The organism is Paenibacillus piscarius (assembly GCF_022234545.1).
GTDB lineage: Bacteria > Bacillota > Bacilli > Paenibacillales > Paenibacillaceae > Paenibacillus_AQ > Paenibacillus_AQ piscarius.
Genome location: NZ_JAIEUI010000034.1, coordinates 26,428 through 43,771, shown reverse-complemented (window position 1 = coordinate 43,771; position 17,344 = coordinate 26,428). Strand labels below are relative to the sequence as shown.

Sequence of the window (17,344 nt, the reverse complement as noted above, 5' to 3'; positions counted from 1 at the left end):
GGCACGCCGCCAGCGTTCGTCCTGAGCCAGGATCAAACTCTCCAATTAGGTCACTTACCGAAGTAAGTGCTTATAGAAAGAGCGATTGCTCATTTTGAAACATCTGACGAGAATGTTACATTCTCAAGATGATATTTCTAAAGCGTAAAAGACGCTGTGAAATTCATCATTTTTTTGGATCTCACCGAAGTGATTTCCCACTCACTCGTTGTTCAGTTTTCAAGGATCAAGCACATCTTTTGTCGCTTTATTTTGTCTCAGCAGCGACCTTTATAATATATCACAGCGCCCTAATTTGAGTCAAGCTTTTTTTGAATTTCTTTTTCGCTTTAGCTTTCAGCAAGTCATCCGAAGATACCTTGTCCAAAGGGCCGAGACTTAATGTATCACGAATCAGCAGGCGCCGTCAACCTCTAGAACAAAGTTAATTTCAAGCCCAATAACAGGAGCACTCCGGGCAAGCCCAGGATAGTTACCGTTCCTATCGTGGTGGGATTGAGCGGAATATGCAGATTCGTTACAACCCCCGAGAAATTAACAATGTATATCGCCAGTGCAGCCAAAATCAGATGGGTCCCGAAAACACTCAACCACGCCCAGCCCAGCTTGTGCCGGAACACCATCATTAATAGCAGGGCACCTGATACAATCAGTACAGCTATAGCCAATAATCTCAGCATTCCAGCATCCCTCCACTATTCAGACTGTTCATAGCAGCAGCCGGCTCCGGTCCAGCCCCAGCCGCTTGGCGTCCTTAAGATGGATCTGATATTTACGTTCCGCCGCCTCCAGAATATAGATGGCGTAATCAATCTGGTCCTGGCCCAGCGCCTCATCAAACATCAGATACGCCCGTTCCCATTCGGAATGCGCCTTGCGTACTTCATGGTACACTGTTCCCAGCTCCTCTTCCGCCTTCGCTCTCTCCGCTCTCTCATCAGCTCCGCCCAGCCACTTGACGCTCCACCATTTCATCGCAATCCCTCCTGATATGAATGAGTGCAGACTGAGCCAGCGCTCAGCATTCTCTAATCTCATACATATCGGAACAGGGACAAACTTAGAACCTTGCAGAAGCATGTAGCTGCAATTAATCGAAGTTCAGACAAGGAGAAACAGAAAAAAGGGAGCCAGAGGCTCCCTTAGAACTTATATTGCACCAGCACGCTCAGAACAGCTCACGGCGGCCTTCCAGCGCCTTCGACAGGGTGACCTCATCTGCGTACTCCAGATCTCCGCCAACCGGCAACCCATGGGCTATTCTGGTGATCTTCAGCTCGAACGGACGGACCAGGCGTGAGATATACATGGCCGTGGCTTCCCCCTCAATGTTGGGATTAGTCGCCATAATCAGCTCCTTCACCCGCTCATCGCTGAGCCGGGTCAGCAGCTCCTTCAGCCGGATATCATCCGGCCCTATCCCTTCCATCGGGGAAATGGCGCCTTGAAGCACATGGTAATAGCCGCCATACTCTTTGGTCCGTTCAATAGCGACCAGATCCTTGGAATCCTGAACCACACAGATGACCGAAGCATCGCGGGTTTTGTCCTGGCAGATCCGGCACGGATCGGTATCAGTAATGTTGCAGCAGACCGAGCAGTAATGAAGATTACGTTTGACACTGACCAGAGCTTTGGCGAAGTCAATCACCTCATCCTCCTTCATGTTCAGCACATGAAAGGCCAGACGGGCAGCCGTCTTCGGACCGATACCGGGCAGACGCGTAAACGCTTCAATCAGCTTGGCTAGCGGTTCGGGATAATACAAAGTATAGTTCTCCTTATGCCCGGGGGTGGAATGAGCCTAGAACAGGCCAGGAATCTTCATTCCGCCGGTGAATTTACCCATATCGTTGTTAGCCAACTCTTCAGCCTGGGTAAGGGCATCATTAACAGCAGTGATTACGAGATCCTGCAGCATCTCGATATCCTCCGGATCTACAACCTCCGGCTTGATCTGAATGGACAGCAGCTTCTTGTGGCCGTTCACCTGTACGGTAACTACGCCGCCGCCGGATGAACCCTCAATAGTCTTGCTGCCCAGCTCTTCCTGGGCTTTGAGCATCTGCTCCTGCATCTTTTTGACCTGCTTCATCATTTGGTTCATATTATTCATACATCGTCTCTCCTTTGGATGCGCAGTTCTGCGCTGATAGGCTATAGGCTTTATTCCTTTATGACAACAAGGTCTTCTCCAAAGAGCTGGATCGCCTCGTCAATCCATGGTTCAGACTTCGCTTCAGCAGCTTCATGCTCATGTTCCAGACGCAGCTCTTCTGTGGCGCCGGAGGCCGATTTGGTTGCAGCCTCGCTCCAGTCTTTCATCATCATAGTGACCAGACGGTAAGGCTTGCCCAGCTTCGCATTCATCACATGCTCAATGACCTGCCGGTTCGCCGGCTTCTCCGTCGTATCCCGGTGTATGGTGTTCTTGAAGGCGACCAGCACTGCATCATCCATCACTGATACCGGCTCTCCGTCGACAAACCAGGCATGTACGGTGACCTTCTCTTCCTTCACACCCTGCAGAACATGGCTCCACTGCTTATACACCTCACCGAAGTCAGCACTGTCCTTACTCGCGATGAACTTATCAAGCTGAGGAGGAAGCTTCGATGCCGCAGATACCCGCGGGGCACTTACAGGTGCAGCCGGCCTCTGCGGAGCTGCCTGCTCGCGCCCTCCGCCGACACCGCCGGCTTGGATCGCCTGCTCCAGCTTCTTCTCCAGTGCAGCAATCTGCCGCTTAAGCAGCTCCAATTCGGCCGGCTGCTCCGCACCCGCCGCTGCAGGCATCACCGCACCCGCAGACGCATTCCCTGCCGCACCCGCCGTATCCGACCCGCTGCTGCACAGCTTCATCAGCGCCACCTCAAAGATCGTCTGCGGGTGTGAGGCATACTTCATCTCCCCCAGATAACGGCTCAGCGTCTCCACAATCACGAACAGCCGCTCGCGGCTGTATGCCGCAGCCATGTCACGGAAATCTGCCGGATTCAGCACCCGGTCCGTCAGCTGATCTGCTCCGGGCACCATCTTAATCATAAGCAAGTCACGGAAATAATACAAAAGGTTCTCCAGACATTTATCCGCACTCTTGCCTTCATGCATCAGCTGCTCCACAAGCTCCAGCAGCTGTCCCATGTCACCCTCAAGAATTGCAGCCGCCAGCCGGGCAAACTGCTCGGAGGGGATCCCCCCGGTCATGCCCAGCACCTGCTGGTAGGTTACCTTCCCGTCTGTGAATGATGAGATCTGGTCGAGAATGCTTAGCGCGTCCCTCATCCCCCCGTCGGACAGGCGGGCAATATACTGAAGCGCATCGGCATCCGCTGTGATGCCTTCCTTCCGGCAGATCTCTGTCAGCCGCCCGGTCTGCTCTTCCAGCGAGACCCGGCGGAAGTCAAACCGCTGGCAGCGGGAGATAATCGTGGCCGGCAGCTTATGGGGCTCGGTTGTCGCCAGAATGAACATCACATGCTGCGGCGGCTCCTCCAGCGTCTTAAGCAAGGCATTGAATGCCTCTGTTGTCAGCATATGCACTTCGTCAATAATATACACTTTGCGGCGAACTTCGGTAGGTGCATATTTCACCTTATCCCGCAGATCGCGGATCTCTTCAACGCCACGGTTGGACGCCGCATCGATCTCCTGGACATCCATGATGTTGCCTGTGGTAATCCGCAGACAGGACGGGCACTCGTTACAAGGCTCCGGACCGGGCCCCCGTTCACAGTTCACTGCCTTAGCCAATACCTTGGCAGCACTCGTCTTACCGGTTCCCCGCGGTCCGCTGAACAGGTAGGCATGCGACACCCGCTGTTCACGGATGGCATTCTGCAGAGTCTGAATAATATGCTGCTGCCCTACCATATCTTGAAACGACTGCGGCCGCCAGGCACGATACAGCGCGATATGTTCCACTATGCATTACCCTCTCTCAGACTGCCGCTTTCCGGCAGTTGTTGCTAATTTATTATACTATATTCCCCAGTGGTTAACCATGCAGAAACGGGAATACGGCAATCAGGCACAGGTCTTACACACCGCAAGCGGATATAGATTCTTATATTCCCAAAAAAACAAAAAGCATCTTCGCTGGTGGCAAAGACGCTATCGATATCCAAGTTATAAACCGTGCACCTGTTATTGATGACTGCGATCCGAGCGGTAACCCCACAAAACTGCTCGGGCTAGGCCACCCTCCGGCACAAGAGAAGACTTGCTTATGGCTGCTTCCTTCCGGACCTGACCAGGTTCACAAGCACTCATTGCGGAGGACCCAGCCGTCAACACAGCCCATAGGAACCAAGGCCTCACATCGACAGCACCTCTAACAGGAATTCAACCTCGCTACAGCGGATTGCGAGTTACAGGGCACCGCTACCTCCCCGTCTAGCACGGCGAAGATAAGTATAGCTTACAGCCGGGCAAAAATCAACTGTTCATATCCGCCGGCCGCCCGACCGGCAACGGCCCGGCTTCTGGGCAAATCCCTGCCGCAGACCACAAGAAGACCCTTGCAGCACCAGTCGCCGCAAGGGTCCACCATCTTAAGCCGCAGGGCGGCAGATCCATTAGATTCCGTATTTCTTCTTGAATTTGTCAACACGGCCGCCGGCATCCAGGAACTTCTGCTTGCCGGTGTAGAACGGATGACAGTTCGAGCAAATTTCGACTTTCAGCTCCTGCTTGACCGATCCTGCTTCAAAGGTGTTGCCGCAAGAACAGGTCACCTTCGTTACATTGTACTTGGGTTGAATGGCTGTTTGCATATGAAATCTCACCTCTCATGCCCTAAGCCTCATGCGGGCCTAGAGTTATATGATTACGCAAGCTACATTCTAGCATGGAAGCCCAGGTACTGCAATAGGTTCTGCCGCTGTCCATCCACTTGTACTAGAGCGTTACTCTGCGCGGCTTGGAGCGGGCCAGTTCAGCAGGCGGAACATGGGTGAATGAGCCGATTACCACTCCTGGAAGCTCCTCCCGGAAAATCTCAAGCATCGTCTTCATACCGAGAATCTCGCCTTGCGCCGGAGGGATGAGCGCCAGATAGCTCTCCGGGTCAATATTCAGATTACGCATCTGGATCAGCTTAAGGTCCGTGCGTCTGACGAATTCGACCATCGCCTCGATCTCTTCCTCACGGTCGGTAACCCCGGGAAAGATCAGATAGTTGATGGAAGTATACACACCCTGGGATGCGGCATATTTGAGCGACTTCTCCACATTAGCCAGTGTATACCCGCGCGGCTTGTAATACGCATTATAATGGTCGTCCAAAGCGCTGATCGTGCTGACCCGCATCAGGTCAAGGCCCGCATCCACAATCCCGCGGATATGATCGCTCAGACCTGCGTTCGTATTAATATTGATATAACCCACATCGGTGATAGAGCGCACCTCACGGATCGACTCAATGATCAGCTTGGCCTGGGTAGAAGGCTCCCCTTCACAGCCTTGGCCGAAGCTGACGATGGACTGGGGCGTCTTCAGATGCTCCAGCATGACCTGCGAGATCTCATTCACTGTAGGGCGGAAGTTCATCCGCGTCTGCGGGGATACAAACCCGCTGTCGTCAGGCTGCTCCGAGATACAGCCGAAGCATCCGGCATTACAGGAGTAAGAGACGGGGACCGCCCCCTCCCACCGGCCCAGAAAGGTATTCGAGGAAGTCAGGCATTCATAGCCCAGCGCACAGTTGGACAAGTGACCGTACAGACGGTTCTCAGGGTACTTGGCGGTTAGATCGCCCACCCCGGCCTTCACTTGATCCCGGTCACAATTCAGAGGATTCCACTGCTCCGGATCATCCGTCAGATCTGCGGCCACGTAGAATCTGCCGTCCTTCCACACCACTGCAGAATACCCGAAAAGCGGAAGCTTATACGACTTGTCTGTCTTAACATAACCAGGAAGACACAGACGGGTGTATCCTTGCGGCAGCAGCGCCCCGACTGCCTGAGAGCCCTCTGGCAGCGGCAGCATCTCACCTGTCTCAGGATTCATCCCCACCGCCCGTGTACAGGGAAGGCCCACCAGGGTGGCCCCTTCGGGCAGCGGAATCAATTCTTCCTCCAGCATTTCGACAATCATATCGCCGCTGCGGGCAAGAGCATACAGCTCGGGATGATCATATACGTTTCCTTGCTCGTCAGCATATACCAGATACATGTTAATCTCCTCTTGTTCTCATTTCTCAGATCAGGTCGTAGGCACAGTCGGAGCCTTGGGCCGGGTCGTACGGCGGGCCGACGCTCCGCTGTTGGAGGTTCCGCCCTTGCTGGCCGTGCCGCTTGCCGACTGGGATTCCTTGTTGCCGGCTACATCAAAGGAGGCCAGGAACTCGGCATTCGTCTTGCTGTCACGCAGCTTCTTGAGGAAGCCTTCAACGAAGTCATACGATTCATTCATATTCTTGCGGATCGACCAGATGGTATCCAGCTCTTCCTTGGTCAGCAGCACTTCTTCACGGCGTGTACCCGAACGTCGGATATCAATCGCAGGGAAGATCCGGCGTTCCGCCAGCTTACGGTCCAGATGCAGCTCCATATTCCCTGTTCCTTTGAACTCTTCATAGATAATATCATCCATACGCGACCCGGTATCAACCAGGGCGGTGGCCAGAATGGTCAGACTTCCGCCTTCCTCCACGTTACGCGCAGAGCCGAAGAAGCGCTTCGGCCGGTGGAAGGCTGCAGGGTCAATCCCCCCGCTGAGTGTCCGCCCGGACGGCGGAACCACGAGATTATAGGCGCGGGCGAGGCGGGTAATGCTATCCAGCAGAATAACGACATCCTTCTTGTGCTCCACCAGACGCAGCGCGCGCTGCAGCACGAGCTCCGCTACCTTGATATGATTCTCCGGCAGCTCATCGAACGTCGAAGCCACGACCTCACCTTTCACCGACCGCTGCATATCCGTTACTTCCTCCGGACGTTCATCGATCAGCAGAACAAACAGGGCAATCTCAGGATTGTTGGTGGAGATGCTGTTGGCAATTTCTTTCAGGAGGAGCGTCTTGCCCGCTTTGGGAGGTGCTACAATCAAACCGCGCTGCCCCAGGCCTACCGGAGCAAGCAGATCCATGATACGTGTAGAGAGATGAGTTGGGGATGTCTCAAGCGGCAGCTTGTCTTGCGGATACAGAGGTGTCAGCGCCGGGAAATGCAGCCGTTCCGCTGCGCTTGCAGGGTTCTCTCCGTTGACGGCATTAACCTGCAAGAGTCCGAAGTAACGTTCATTCTCTTTGGGCGTCCGGCATTTCCCGGAGACCAGGTCGCCGCTTCTAAGGTCGAACTTGCGGATCTGCGAAGCGGAAATATAGATATCCTCAGCACTTGGCAGATAGTTAATCGGTCTGAGGAAGCCGTAGCCCTCCGGCAGAATCTCAAGCACGCCTTCCATGAACATCAGACCGCTTTGTTCAGCCTGCGCCCGGAGAATCGCGAAGATCAGCTCCCGTTTCTTAAGCGTACCGTAGTATGGAATCTGGTATTTCTTAGCCAGCTTATACAGATCGGTCAGCTTCATTTCTTCCAGATCGGAAATTTGAAGATCCATGTAATAACCACCTATTCAATTTTGTATGATGAGTTCTAAACTATGAGTCTATGAAAATGCTTATTAGGATAGGATTACCCGAATTGGAAGGAGATATGCAGAATTAAGGCAAAATATACATGCTTCTCATCCGGGTATCCATATTATTCGTTCTCCCGCCAGACTTCGGCTCCTAAGTTGCGCAGATTGCTTACGAGGTTGTCATATCCGCGGTCGATGAATTCCACGCCCGTCACTTCAGTGATACCTTCCTCTACGGTAAGTCCTGCGATCACCAGAGCGGCACCTGCCCGGAGATCGGCAGCCTTGACCTTGGCCGCATTCAGTCTGCCGCCTTCAATAATCGCCGAACGTCCCTCAACCCGGATCTTAGCGCCCATACGGACCAGCTCAGGAACATGCTTGAACCGGTTGCTGTAGACGAAATCACTCAGCACACTGACACCCTCAGCCTGTGTCAGGATACTGGTCATCGGGGATTGCAGGTCGGTGGCGAAGCCCGGGTAGATCAATGCCTTCACATCGACATGCTCGTAAGAGGCTCTGCCGATCACCCTGATGCTCTCATCCAATTCTTCTATGTCTACTCCCATCTCCAGCAGCTTGGCGGTCAGCGCCTCCAGATGCTTGGGAATCACGTTATCAATCAGGACATTGCCCCGCGTTGCCGCAGCGGCAATCATGTAGGTTCCGGCTTGAATGCGGTCAGGAATGATGGAATGGCGGCAGCCATGCATCTCATTTACGCCTTCGATCCGGATGGTTTCAGTACCGGCGCCTTTAATTACAGCGCCCATGGAGTTGAGCAGGGTAGCTACATCTATAATCTCAGGCTCTTTAGCCGCATTTTCAATAATTGTAGAGCCTTTGGCACGGGAGGCCGCTAGCATAATATTAATCGTAGCGCCCACGCTGGATACGTCCAGGTAGATCTTGGCGCCGCGCAGTTCTTTGGCATACAGGTGAATAGAGCCATGGTCGTTGGTGACCGTCGCACCAAGCGCTTCAAAGCCTTTGATATGCTGGTCAATCGGACGGGGCTCGAAGTTGCAGCCGCCGGGCAGACCAATCGTCGCTTCCTTAAAACGGCCCAGCAGCGCACCCATCATATAGTAAGAGGCCCGGAGTTTCTTAACCGGTCCGTTCGGCATGGGGATGGATACGATGCGGGAAGGATCAATTCTCATCTGGCTGCCTGTCCACGACACACTTGCGCCTAGCTCCTCCAGAATCTCAGAGTACACAGCAACGTCGCTGAGCGCAGGCAGATTGTCCAGCACCACTTCAGATTCCGCCAGAATTGCCGCAGGAATGAGCGCAATGGCGCTATTCTTGGCCCCGCTGATGGTTACAACACCCTCTAGTGGACGTCCGCCGCCAATCATTAACTTTTCCATAAATTTATCTGGTTCCCCCTACGTGTATTGCATCTTGTTGCGGCAATACCAGTTGTGGCTTGTGAGACATACGGTAATGGTGATTGGTGATTAGAAGAAGAAACGGCTGCGCCGCCCTTGGCTTAGGACGGCGACCGTTTCTGAGGAAAACGAATGGCTTGTGTGGAAAAACGAGTTATGCGGCAGGGTAATAATTAGGCTTTGTTGCTGGAGCCGAACTCACGGATTTTGCCGATAACGGTCTGTTTGATGGCTTCGCGGCCCGGTGCGATGAATGTACGCGGGTCGTAGGCATCCGGCTTAGCAGCAAGCACTTCACGGACAACCTTAGCGAATGCAATCTGGTTCTCAGTGTTCACGTTGATCTTGGAAGTTCCCAGGGAGATGGACTTCTGGATATCATGCAATGGAATACCGGTACCGCCGTGCAGCACGAGCGGAAGGTTCACTGCGTTGCAGATTTCTTCCATTTCCTTGAATCCCAGGTTAGGCTCGCCGTGGTAAGGACCGTGTACGGAGCCCAGCGCCGGAGCCAGGGTGTCAATGCCGGTCTCTTTGACGATGCGTACGCATTCGTTAAGGTCAGCATACTGAATGCCGCCGATTACGTCATCTTCCTGTCCGCCTACAGTACCAACTTCAGCTTCTACAGATACGCCTTTGGCATGAGCATATTCAACGACTTTCTTCGTCATTTCAATGTTCTCGTCGATCGGGTGGTGGGAGCCGTCGATCATAACGGATGTGAATCCGGCATCGATAGCTTCTTTACATTTGTCAAAGCTGGAGCCGTGGTCCAGGTGAATCGCTACAGGAACAGAGATCTTCATGTCCTGAATCAGACCTTCAACCATCTTCACTACCGTATTGAATCCGCCCATGTGACGGGCTGCGCCTTCGGATACGCCAAGGATTACCGGTGACTTCTCTTCTTCTGCTGCACCGAGAATCGCCTGCGTCCACTCCAAGTTGTTGATGTTGAACTGGCCAACCGCATATTTTCCTTCAAGTGCTTTGGATAACATGTCTGTCATAGATACTAATGGCATGGTTTCAATCCTCCTAAAATATTGGGCTGCTTATATAAGCCGACATCACATACAGGCCTATTATAGCACATCCTGTAATAAATACTAAATAGGATAGACAAAAAAATGTCCCGGTGGGACGATATTTAGCCAACCCTTTATCTGCGGATCATTTCCCTATTTTAGCGTATCCATAACAAGACCTTCCCAAACTCTGAGCTTCTAAGCTAGCTGCATTGGTCTACCGATTTGTTGTGCAGGTGCATATTGACAGCAACGCGCATCTCATCGATATCAAACGGCTTGGTGAAATGCATCAGGGCTCCCAGCTTGGTGGCTTCCTTGATCATGTCGAGCTCCCCGTAGGCGGTCATCATAATGACCTTGATTGCCGGATTCAGCTCCTTCAGATGCTTGAGGATCTCAAGCCCGTCCATTCCAGGAATCTTCATGTCCAGCAGAACCATATCCGGGGATTCCGTCCTGACGATGTCCAGCGCCATTTTTCCGTTAGCTGCCTGAAAGGTGGCATAACCTTCACTATTAAATACTTCCATGAGAAGAATCCGGATTCCATTCTGATCGTCGACGATTAACACTTTCTTCTTTTCCATACGATACCCTCCCAGAGTTTAAGGCAGATTGTCCATACCGCGCCCTCTCAACAGCTAACGGCCCCGCTTCAACTTAGTCTATACGAAACCTATTATTCGTGCTTTGCAGCCAAAATCCTGCTAATTGGTTAAAATGCGTAAATCTATGCCATTTAAAGGGGGATTATCGGTGAAAAAGCGGGAGTACAGTCCCCTTGCAATCCGGAAGGAGTTGTGCTGTGCTGCCATCCAAGCGGAAACGGCTTTGCCGATGATCGCGGGAATTCTATGAGTTTCCTATATTTTAAAAAAGAAGCCTCCCTAAGGAGGCTCCCGCAGGCCAGGCCGGCCTGTTAATCTTAAGCATTACATTTGCTCGGAATGTGTCAGCGAGGCGGAGACAAATTCACGGAACAGCGGCTGCGGACGGTTCGGGCGGGAGGTGAATTCCGGGTGGAATTGCACGGACAGGAACCAAGGGTGACCCGGCAGCTCGACAATCTCCACCAGACGGCCGTCAGGGGAGGTTCCGGAAATAATCAGACCGGCTTTCTCCATCTCATCGCGGTAAGCATTATTGAACTCGTACCGGTGGCGGTGGCGCTCGTACACCAGCTCATCGTCGTAGCAGGACATCGCCAGGGAATCCGGCAGCAGCTTGCAAGGGTACAGCCCCAGTCGCATCGTGCCGCCCATATCCTCAATATCCTTCTGCTCCGGCAGGAGGTCAATGAGCGGATGCGGAGTGGAAGGATCGATCTCGGAGCTGTTCGCCCCCGCCAGTCCCAGCATGGAACGGCCGTATTCAATCACAGACACCTGCATCCCCAGGCAAATGCCGAAGAACGGAATTAACTTCTCCCGCGCATAACGGATCGCCGAGATCTTGCCTTCAATCCCCCGGTCGCCGAAGCCGCCGGGAACCAGAATGCCGCCAATGCCGCCCAGCAGCTCGTCCACATTCTCATCGGTTACGAGCTCAGCATCCACCCAGCGGATCTTCACTTCGGCATTGGAAGCAAATCCGGCATGAGACAGGGACTCCACTACACTGAGGTAAGCATCATGCAAGGCTACATATTTGCCGACGATGGCAATCTCAACGGTACGCTCCAGCTTCTGAATCCGCTCCAGCATGCTCTCCCATTCCCGCATATCCGGCGCAGGCGTGGTCAGCTTCAGATGGTTGACGACGATCTCGTCCAGTCCTTCATCGCGCAGATTGAGCGGAACTTCATATAATGTCGAGGCGTCACGGCATTCCACCACAGCGCTCGCATCAATATCACAGAAGAGGGCCAGCTTGGCCTTCATATCATCAGTCAGAGGATATTCGGTACGGCATACGATCACATTCGGCTGAATCCCGATGCTGCGCAGCTCTTTGACGCTATGCTGGGTCGGCTTGGTCTTCACTTCGCCTGCTGCCTTGATATATGGAATGAGGGTCACGTGAATGTACATGACATTCTCCCGGCCGATATCGCTCTTGATCTGACGGATAGCTTCCATAAAAGGCAGACTCTCGATATCACCGACGGTGCCGCCGATTTCAGTGATGACTACATCAGAGCCGGTCTCACGGCCGGCGCGGAAGACGCGTTCCTTGATTTCGTTCGTAATATGCGGGATGACCTGTACGGTTCCGCCCAGATATTCCCCGCGGCGCTCCTTGCTGATGACGGAGGAATAGATCTTGCCTGTCGTCACGTTGCTGTTCTTCGACAGGTTGATGTCAATAAAGCGTTCATAGTGCCCAAGGTCCAGGTCCGTCTCCGCACCGTCATCGGTCACAAATACTTCCCCGTGCTGATAGGGGCTCATCGTTCCCGGGTCCACGTTAATGTAAGGATCGAATTTCTGGATCGTTACTTTCAGACCTCTGTTCTTGAGCAGTCTGCCCAGCGAGGCAGCGGTAATGCCTTTGCCCAGGGAGGACACAACGCCACCCGTTACGAAAATATACTTTGTCACTGTAAAACCCTCCTAAATAAAGTCCAGAAATTCAGGGGACGCTTGATGCTTATCGTAACCCTTTTTTCCATCATCCAACCGGGGAACCCAAAGAAAGATCAGGAACCATGAATGCGCGACAACCGCGGAATTCTGCCCTTACTTCTCCTCTAAAAAAACAAAAAAGTGACACCCGTAGAGCCGGGGCACTTTTTATTTTGGAAAACAATATTAACTTTCATTATAAGCCCATGCAATAGTGTACTCTGACGGTCCTGCCGCTGTCAAGGGTGGAATTTGTACCCCTGCAAAGACTATGGATTAGTAATTATCGTCCTCTTCCCCGTCTTCGCTCTCTTCTTCCTCGAGGTCATCCGAATCTTCCTCGTCGTCTTCGTCAATGTCGTCTTCATCGATGACCACATCTTCGTCAACTTCCTCTTCACTGTCGTCATCAGAATAGAGGTCGTCGCGGTCTTCGTCAATCGCATCGAAGTCCTCTTCCTCTGCAGCGTAGTTCTCTTCTTCCTCAGCGAAGTCATCATCTTCCAGATCGTCGTCCTCATCATTGATGATGCGCACACGCTTGGTGTTGCCGACAGGATCATCGGAGCGTTCCAGCGGGTACCAGCGCTTCAAACCCCACAGGTTGGTTCCGACACAGGCAAACCGCCCGTCGATATTAATCTCGGTATATAGCTGGGCAATCGTATCTTCGCTCTCTTGGTTGGTCATTCCGCGCAGCTTGGCAACCTCGACCATCAGATCACGGTAGTAGTAAGGCGTATTGGCAGCCTTAAGCACCAGAAAAGCCAGGTCCACCATAGGCATTTCTTTCACTTTCTCAGGGTCCAGCTTCAAATTGAGTGGCGTACTCACTAAAGGACACTTCCTCTCACGCATTCTTCACAGAACATCATATCTTCATTCATGATATCCATTAACAAACCTAAGTAAAACCTATTTGCGGGCAAATTGCAAGTCTATTACGCAGGACTCCGGGCGGGAGAGCGGCGTTGCTTTCCCCTGTGTAGGCTTGTCCCGCAGAATCCGATAAGTTATCGTGTGAAACATATACATTATATTTTGTAAAAAGGCGGAGGGAAACCCTCCGCACATGACTGTATCCACGCCAAGGAATCGGCTCCTTACGGGATGTTGCAAAGGGAGCTTCACGGTTCCCTCTGTTTATTTTATGTAAACGCCGGCCTTTTGACACGATGGGCAGCCTATTTCCTCAAAAAAGGGCAAGTTCCCATTCGGCCCCCCTCCCCCTGTCATACAATATGTCAGCACGGCACCGAGGAGGGGACGGCGTTACTTATGGATTATTACGGATTTTGGCAGATGCTGCTTGAAGAAATGAAGGCTGCCCCCACCAGTGCACAGCGGCAGATTGTGACCTTCAATGATCCCCGGAATTATGCCGGAGCATTGTCACAATGGAAATCCCTGAAGGCCAAGAAGCCCGGTCTGAGGCAGGTTCGGGTGTCTACGCTGATCCGGGCTTTTGTCATGCCCGCCACAGGAGCACAGCGGCTGATGGACCGTTATGCCGGTTCCCTATGTATAGAAGAAGATTCCCGGATTCAAGTGCATTCGATTCCTGCAGACAAAAGCGGCTCCGCCCTGATGCCCTGGGGGATCAAGGCCATCCGCGCCCCGCAGGCCTGGTCCCGGTCGACCGGCGTTCATGTGAAGATCGGCGTCATTGATACAGGCGTTGACTTCCGGCATCCCGATCTGAAGCATTCCCTGGCCTCCGGCGTCAATCTGCTGAACCGCGGCATGATGCCGCTGGATGACAACGGCCACGGCACGCATATTGCCGGGACGCTGGCGGCTGCCGGAGGCGCGCGGAATATGATGGGCGTAGCCCCCCGGGCGCTGCTGTATCCGGTGAAGGCATTCGATCACAACGGCTCGGCCTATGTGTCCGATATTGTTCTGGGGATCGATTGGTGCGTCCAGAACAATATCGATCTGATCAATATGAGCTTCGGGATGAGGAACCGGAGCAAGGCACTGCACGATGTGGTGATCAAGGCTTACCGGGCCGGGATCGCCATCATCGCTTCCTCCGGCAACGACGGCAAGCGCGGCGGGGATTACCCTGCCCGCTACCCGGAGACGATTGCCGTAGGGGCTCTGGACAGAAGGCAGCGCGTCGCCGCCTTCAGCAACCGCGGCCCGTACATCGACGTGTACGGGCCGGGCGAGAGCATCCCCTCCTGCTGGCTGCGGGAGGGGTACAAGGAAATGAGCGGCACCTCTATGGCGACCTCGCATGTCACCGGTGCCGCGGCTCTGCTGCTCGCGCTGAGGCCTGGCCTCACGCCGCGCGAGCTGAAGCTGCTCTTGCGCCGCACCTCCATGCCGGTGCGGCTGCGCAAGGGCCAGCGCCGCGCCGCGCTGGGCGGCGGGGCGGCCGATGCGCTGCGGCTGCTGCGCGCAGGCATCCGGGCCCGGCGGCGCAGCGGCAGCGCTGGCAGCGGCAGCAGCGCTAAGGCCGTGGCCGCCGCGAAGGCGTAGCGGCGGCAAACAGAAATGCCGCCCCTGGGGTACAGGGGCGGCGCTGTATACATATGAAGTTACATCCGGTCCGGTGCGCTCACGCCGACCAGCCGCAGAACATTGGCAATGGCCGTCCGTGTAGCGCCCAATAGGGCCAGGCGGGCCAGAGTCTGCTCAGCGTCCTCGGTGATGACGCGCTCTGCCTTGTAGTAGCTGTGGAACAGCGAAGCCAGATCGTACACATAACGGATCAGGCGGTGCGGCGCATAGCCCTCGGCAGCCACCGTAATCTCGGCGGGAAGCTCGCCGATCTTGCGGAGCAGGTCGTATTCATGGGCCGCCGTCAGCTTACTGAAATCCATCTGGTCCGCAGCCGGCAGCACAATGCCCTGCTCCTCCGCCTGGCGGAAAATACTGCAGATTCGTGCATGGGCGTACTGGACATAGAAGACCGGGTTATCATTGGAGGTCGAAATCGCCAGATCCATGTCGAAATCCAGATGCGAATCCATGCTGCGCATCGTGAAGAAGTAACGGATGGCATCGAGGCCGACTTCCTCCATCAGGTCCTCCATCGTTACGGCCTTGCCGGTACGCTTGGACATCTTGACCTTCTCGCCGTTCTGGAACAGGCTGACCATCTGGGCAATCAGCACAACCAACTTGTCTGGATCATTGCCAAGCGCCGCCATAGCCGCCTTCATACGCGGAATGTATCCGTGGTGGTCCGCTCCCCAGATGTTGATCATCGTATCGTAGCCACGTCCGTATTTGTCGCTGTGGTAAGCGATATCTGGCGTAAGGTACGTGTATGTGCCGTCATTCTTAATTAGAACACGGTCCTTGTCGTCGCCGTACTTGGTGGTCGCAAGCCAGGTGGCCCCTTCCTGCTCATAGACCTCTCCGCGTTCCCGGAGCTCGTCCAGCGAGCGAAGCACTTCACCGTTCTCATAGAGCGAGGTTTCACTGAACCAGATATCGAAGTTCACCCGGAAGCGGCTGAGGTCGCGTTTGATCTTATCGAGCTCCTTGGCCAGACCATAGGTGCGGAAGAAGGCCGCGCGGTCGCCCGGGGTCATAGCGAGTAGGGAGTCACCCTTCTCGGCTACCAGCTCCTTCGCGAAGCCCTTGATATCCTCGCCGTGATAGCCGTCCTCCGGCATCTCGGCAGGCTGGCCCAGCTCCTGCAGGTAGCGGGCTTCGATCGACAGGCAGAGATTGGAGATCTGGTTCCCTGCATCATTAATATAGTATTCCCGGGTGACCTGATAGCCGGCATAATCAAGCAGGTTGCACAGCGCATCGCCGACAGCAGCTCCGCGGGCATGGCCTAGATGCAGGCTGCCGGTAGGGTTGGCGCTGACAAACTCTACTTCGACCTTCTTGCCCTGGCCGATATCGACACGTCCATAGCCCTCGCCCTGTTCAGCCACAAGTGCGATCACGGGATAGAGATAGCTTTTGGACAATGTGAAGTTAATGAAGCCCGGTCCGGCAATCTCCGTCTTCTCAATGGAAGCCCGGCTCGTGTCCAGATGTTCGACAATCGCCTCGGCGATCTGCCGCGGATTCCGTTTGGCTATTCGGGTCAGCTGCATAGCAGCATTCGTCGCGATATCTCCGTGCGCCTTATCCTTGGGCACCTCCAGAACAATGGCTGGCAGCTCCTCGCGTGCGACCAGACCGGCCGCTACCACGGCGTCGGCGATGGCCTCCTTCACCCGTTCATGGGCGATCTGGAGCGGATTCAAACGTTGTGTCATGATTGTGGTTCCTCCTGTATCTTCAAACTAATGGCGAACTGTCCTGATAATTCCCCGTATACGTAGAGATCATATTCCCAGGAAGCGTCAAGCGATCTTCCGCTGCGCCGGATGTCTAAGGTCTTGGTGTCAGTTGTGAGATTGAATTGGGTATACGGCGAGCGGTAGAATCCGGGCAGCTGTTGCCCCGGCTCGAAGGACTGCTCCGACTGGACCGTGCCGTGGCGGATCAGCTTCAGTCCGCTGCCGGTAATCTTCAGCGTATTGCGGACAGCAGCCTCTCTCCCGTCAGGACCGGACTGCAGCTCATCGTAACGGATATACAGCGACTTCCCCTTGCCGAAGGCCTCTCCGGCGGCATGGACGACACTGCGCTCCGTACCCTGTACACTCACCAGCGTTACCGAAACGCTGTATTTACCTTGCTGCAGTTCAGTCATCACAAGTTCCTCGCTTATTTCTGCCTAATATGCATAAAGTTCATATTCGCTTTCCCATTGTACACTATATCGAGAATTTTACCATAACGG

16 protein-coding genes and 1 other RNA gene are annotated in these 17,344 nt (G+C 54.1%); 1 reads left to right on the top strand and 16 read right to left on the bottom strand.

What is annotated here, in order from left to right; translation table 11 throughout:
* Positions 1–413: 413 nt before the first annotated feature.
* The 14 genes from K1558_RS31275 to rpoE form a co-directional block, all read right to left on the bottom strand.
* Positions 414–680 carry a pro-sigmaK processing inhibitor BofA family protein gene (locus K1558_RS31275; protein ID WP_238655877.1) on the bottom strand — a complete coding sequence of 89 codons (267 nt, stop codon included), beginning with the start codon at positions 678–680 and terminating at the stop codon, positions 414–416.
* A 28-nt stretch (positions 681–708) separates the two neighbouring features.
* Positions 709–975: a hypothetical protein gene (locus tag K1558_RS31270; RefSeq protein WP_238655876.1), complete on the bottom strand. Its 267-nt coding sequence runs from the start codon at positions 973–975 to the stop codon at positions 709–711.
* Positions 976–1,168: 193 nt separating this feature from the next.
* The gene (gene recR, locus K1558_RS31265; protein WP_238655875.1) at positions 1,169–1,768 is read right to left on the bottom strand and encodes a recombination mediator RecR; all 600 of its coding nucleotides are present in this window, start codon (positions 1,766–1,768) and stop codon (positions 1,169–1,171) included.
* Between the two features lie 36 nt (positions 1,769–1,804).
* Positions 1,805–2,116: a YbaB/EbfC family nucleoid-associated protein gene (locus tag K1558_RS31260; RefSeq protein ID WP_036698884.1), complete on the bottom strand. Its 312-nt coding sequence runs from the start codon at positions 2,114–2,116 to the stop codon at positions 1,805–1,807.
* 50 nt (positions 2,117–2,166) lie between these two features.
* A complete protein-coding gene (gene dnaX, locus K1558_RS31255) occupies positions 2,167–3,873 on the bottom strand; it encodes a DNA polymerase III subunit gamma/tau (protein ID WP_420800487.1) in 1,707 nt (568 codons plus the stop codon).
* Positions 3,874–4,135: 262 nt separating this feature from the next.
* Positions 4,136–4,404: signal recognition particle sRNA large type (gene ffs, locus K1558_RS31250), an RNA gene on the bottom strand.
* A 173-nt stretch (positions 4,405–4,577) separates the two neighbouring features.
* Positions 4,578–4,775: a 50S ribosomal protein L31 gene (rpmE, locus tag K1558_RS31245; RefSeq protein ID WP_238655873.1), complete on the bottom strand. Its 198-nt coding sequence runs from the start codon at positions 4,773–4,775 to the stop codon at positions 4,578–4,580.
* Between the two features lie 124 nt (positions 4,776–4,899).
* Positions 4,900–6,177 (bottom strand): radical SAM family protein, encoded by a 1,278-nt coding sequence (locus tag K1558_RS31240; RefSeq protein WP_238655872.1) that lies wholly within the window; start codon positions 6,175–6,177, stop codon positions 4,900–4,902.
* 30 nt (positions 6,178–6,207) lie between these two features.
* Positions 6,208–7,566 (bottom strand): transcription termination factor Rho, encoded by a 1,359-nt coding sequence (gene rho, locus K1558_RS31235; RefSeq protein ID WP_238655871.1) that lies wholly within the window; start codon positions 7,564–7,566, stop codon positions 6,208–6,210.
* Between the two features lie 143 nt (positions 7,567–7,709).
* The gene (locus K1558_RS31230) at positions 7,710–8,963 is read right to left on the bottom strand and encodes a UDP-N-acetylglucosamine 1-carboxyvinyltransferase (RefSeq protein ID WP_238655870.1); all 1,254 of its coding nucleotides are present in this window, start codon (positions 8,961–8,963) and stop codon (positions 7,710–7,712) included.
* A gap of 194 nt (positions 8,964–9,157) precedes the next feature.
* Entirely contained in the window at positions 9,158–10,012 is an 855-nt protein-coding gene (gene fba / locus K1558_RS31225; RefSeq protein WP_238655869.1) for a class II fructose-1,6-bisphosphate aldolase, read from the bottom strand.
* Positions 10,013–10,218: 206 nt separating this feature from the next.
* On the bottom strand, positions 10,219–10,605 hold the full coding sequence (locus K1558_RS31220) for a response regulator (RefSeq protein WP_238655868.1): 387 nt from the start codon (positions 10,603–10,605) through the stop codon (positions 10,219–10,221).
* Between the two features lie 345 nt (positions 10,606–10,950).
* Complete coding sequence (locus tag K1558_RS31215; protein ID WP_238655867.1) at positions 10,951–12,558, bottom strand: CTP synthase; 1,608 nt, start codon at positions 12,556–12,558, stop codon at positions 10,951–10,953.
* Positions 12,559–12,858: 300 nt separating this feature from the next.
* Positions 12,859–13,416 carry a DNA-directed RNA polymerase subunit delta gene (gene rpoE / locus K1558_RS31210; protein ID WP_238655866.1) on the bottom strand — a complete coding sequence of 186 codons (558 nt, stop codon included), beginning with the start codon at positions 13,414–13,416 and terminating at the stop codon, positions 12,859–12,861.
* A 444-nt stretch (positions 13,417–13,860) separates the two neighbouring features.
* Here rpoE and K1558_RS31205 point away from each other — a divergent pair, with 444 nt between their 5' ends.
* Positions 13,861–15,069: a S8 family peptidase gene (locus tag K1558_RS31205; protein WP_238655865.1), complete on the top strand. Its 1,209-nt coding sequence runs from the start codon at positions 13,861–13,863 to the stop codon at positions 15,067–15,069.
* Positions 15,070–15,128: 59 nt separating this feature from the next.
* Here K1558_RS31205 and argS read toward each other — a convergent pair whose 3' ends face one another.
* Positions 15,129–16,814 (bottom strand): arginine--tRNA ligase, encoded by a 1,686-nt coding sequence (gene argS / locus K1558_RS31200; RefSeq protein WP_238655864.1) that lies wholly within the window; start codon positions 16,812–16,814, stop codon positions 15,129–15,131.
* Positions 16,811–17,254 (bottom strand): YwiB family protein, encoded by a 444-nt coding sequence (locus tag K1558_RS31195; RefSeq protein WP_238655863.1) that lies wholly within the window; start codon positions 17,252–17,254, stop codon positions 16,811–16,813. The genes argS and K1558_RS31195 overlap by 4 nt, the downstream gene beginning before the upstream one ends.
* Between the last annotated feature and the right edge of the window lie 90 nt (positions 17,255–17,344).

What these genes read in the sequence shown, in the direction of transcription:
- dnaX (WP_420800487.1), bottom strand. Translation starts at nt 3,873, where the DNA reads ATGGTAGGGCAGCAGCATATTATTCAGACTCTGCAGAATGCCATCCGT.
- fba (WP_238655869.1), bottom strand. Translation starts at nt 10,012, where the DNA reads ATGCCATTAGTATCTATGACAGACATGTTATCCAAAGCACTTGAAGGA.
- K1558_RS31270 (WP_238655876.1), bottom strand. Translation starts at nt 975, where the DNA reads ATGAAATGGTGGAGCGTCAAGTGGCTGGGCGGAGCTGATGAGAGAGCG.
- K1558_RS31260 (WP_036698884.1), bottom strand. Translation starts at nt 2,116, where the DNA reads ATGAATAATATGAACCAAATGATGAAGCAGGTCAAAAAGATGCAGGAG.
- argS (WP_238655864.1), bottom strand. Translation starts at nt 16,814, where the DNA reads ATGACACAACGTTTGAATCCGCTCCAGATCGCCCATGAACGGGTGAAG.
- rpmE (WP_238655873.1), bottom strand. Translation starts at nt 4,775, where the DNA reads ATGCAAACAGCCATTCAACCCAAGTACAATGTAACGAAGGTGACCTGT.
- K1558_RS31220 (WP_238655868.1), bottom strand. Translation starts at nt 10,605, where the DNA reads ATGGAAAAGAAGAAAGTGTTAATCGTCGACGATCAGAATGGAATCCGG.
- K1558_RS31195 (WP_238655863.1), bottom strand. Translation starts at nt 17,254, where the DNA reads ATGACTGAACTGCAGCAAGGTAAATACAGCGTTTCGGTAACGCTGGTG.
- K1558_RS31205 (WP_238655865.1), top strand. Translation starts at nt 13,861, where the DNA reads ATGGATTATTACGGATTTTGGCAGATGCTGCTTGAAGAAATGAAGGCT.
- rho (WP_238655871.1), bottom strand. Translation starts at nt 7,566, where the DNA reads ATGGATCTTCAAATTTCCGATCTGGAAGAAATGAAGCTGACCGATCTG.
- K1558_RS31230 (WP_238655870.1), bottom strand. Translation starts at nt 8,963, where the DNA reads ATGGAAAAGTTAATGATTGGCGGCGGACGTCCACTAGAGGGTGTTGTA.
- K1558_RS31240 (WP_238655872.1), bottom strand. Translation starts at nt 6,177, where the DNA reads ATGTATCTGGTATATGCTGACGAGCAAGGAAACGTATATGATCATCCC.
- K1558_RS31275 (WP_238655877.1), bottom strand. Translation starts at nt 680, where the DNA reads ATGCTGAGATTATTGGCTATAGCTGTACTGATTGTATCAGGTGCCCTG.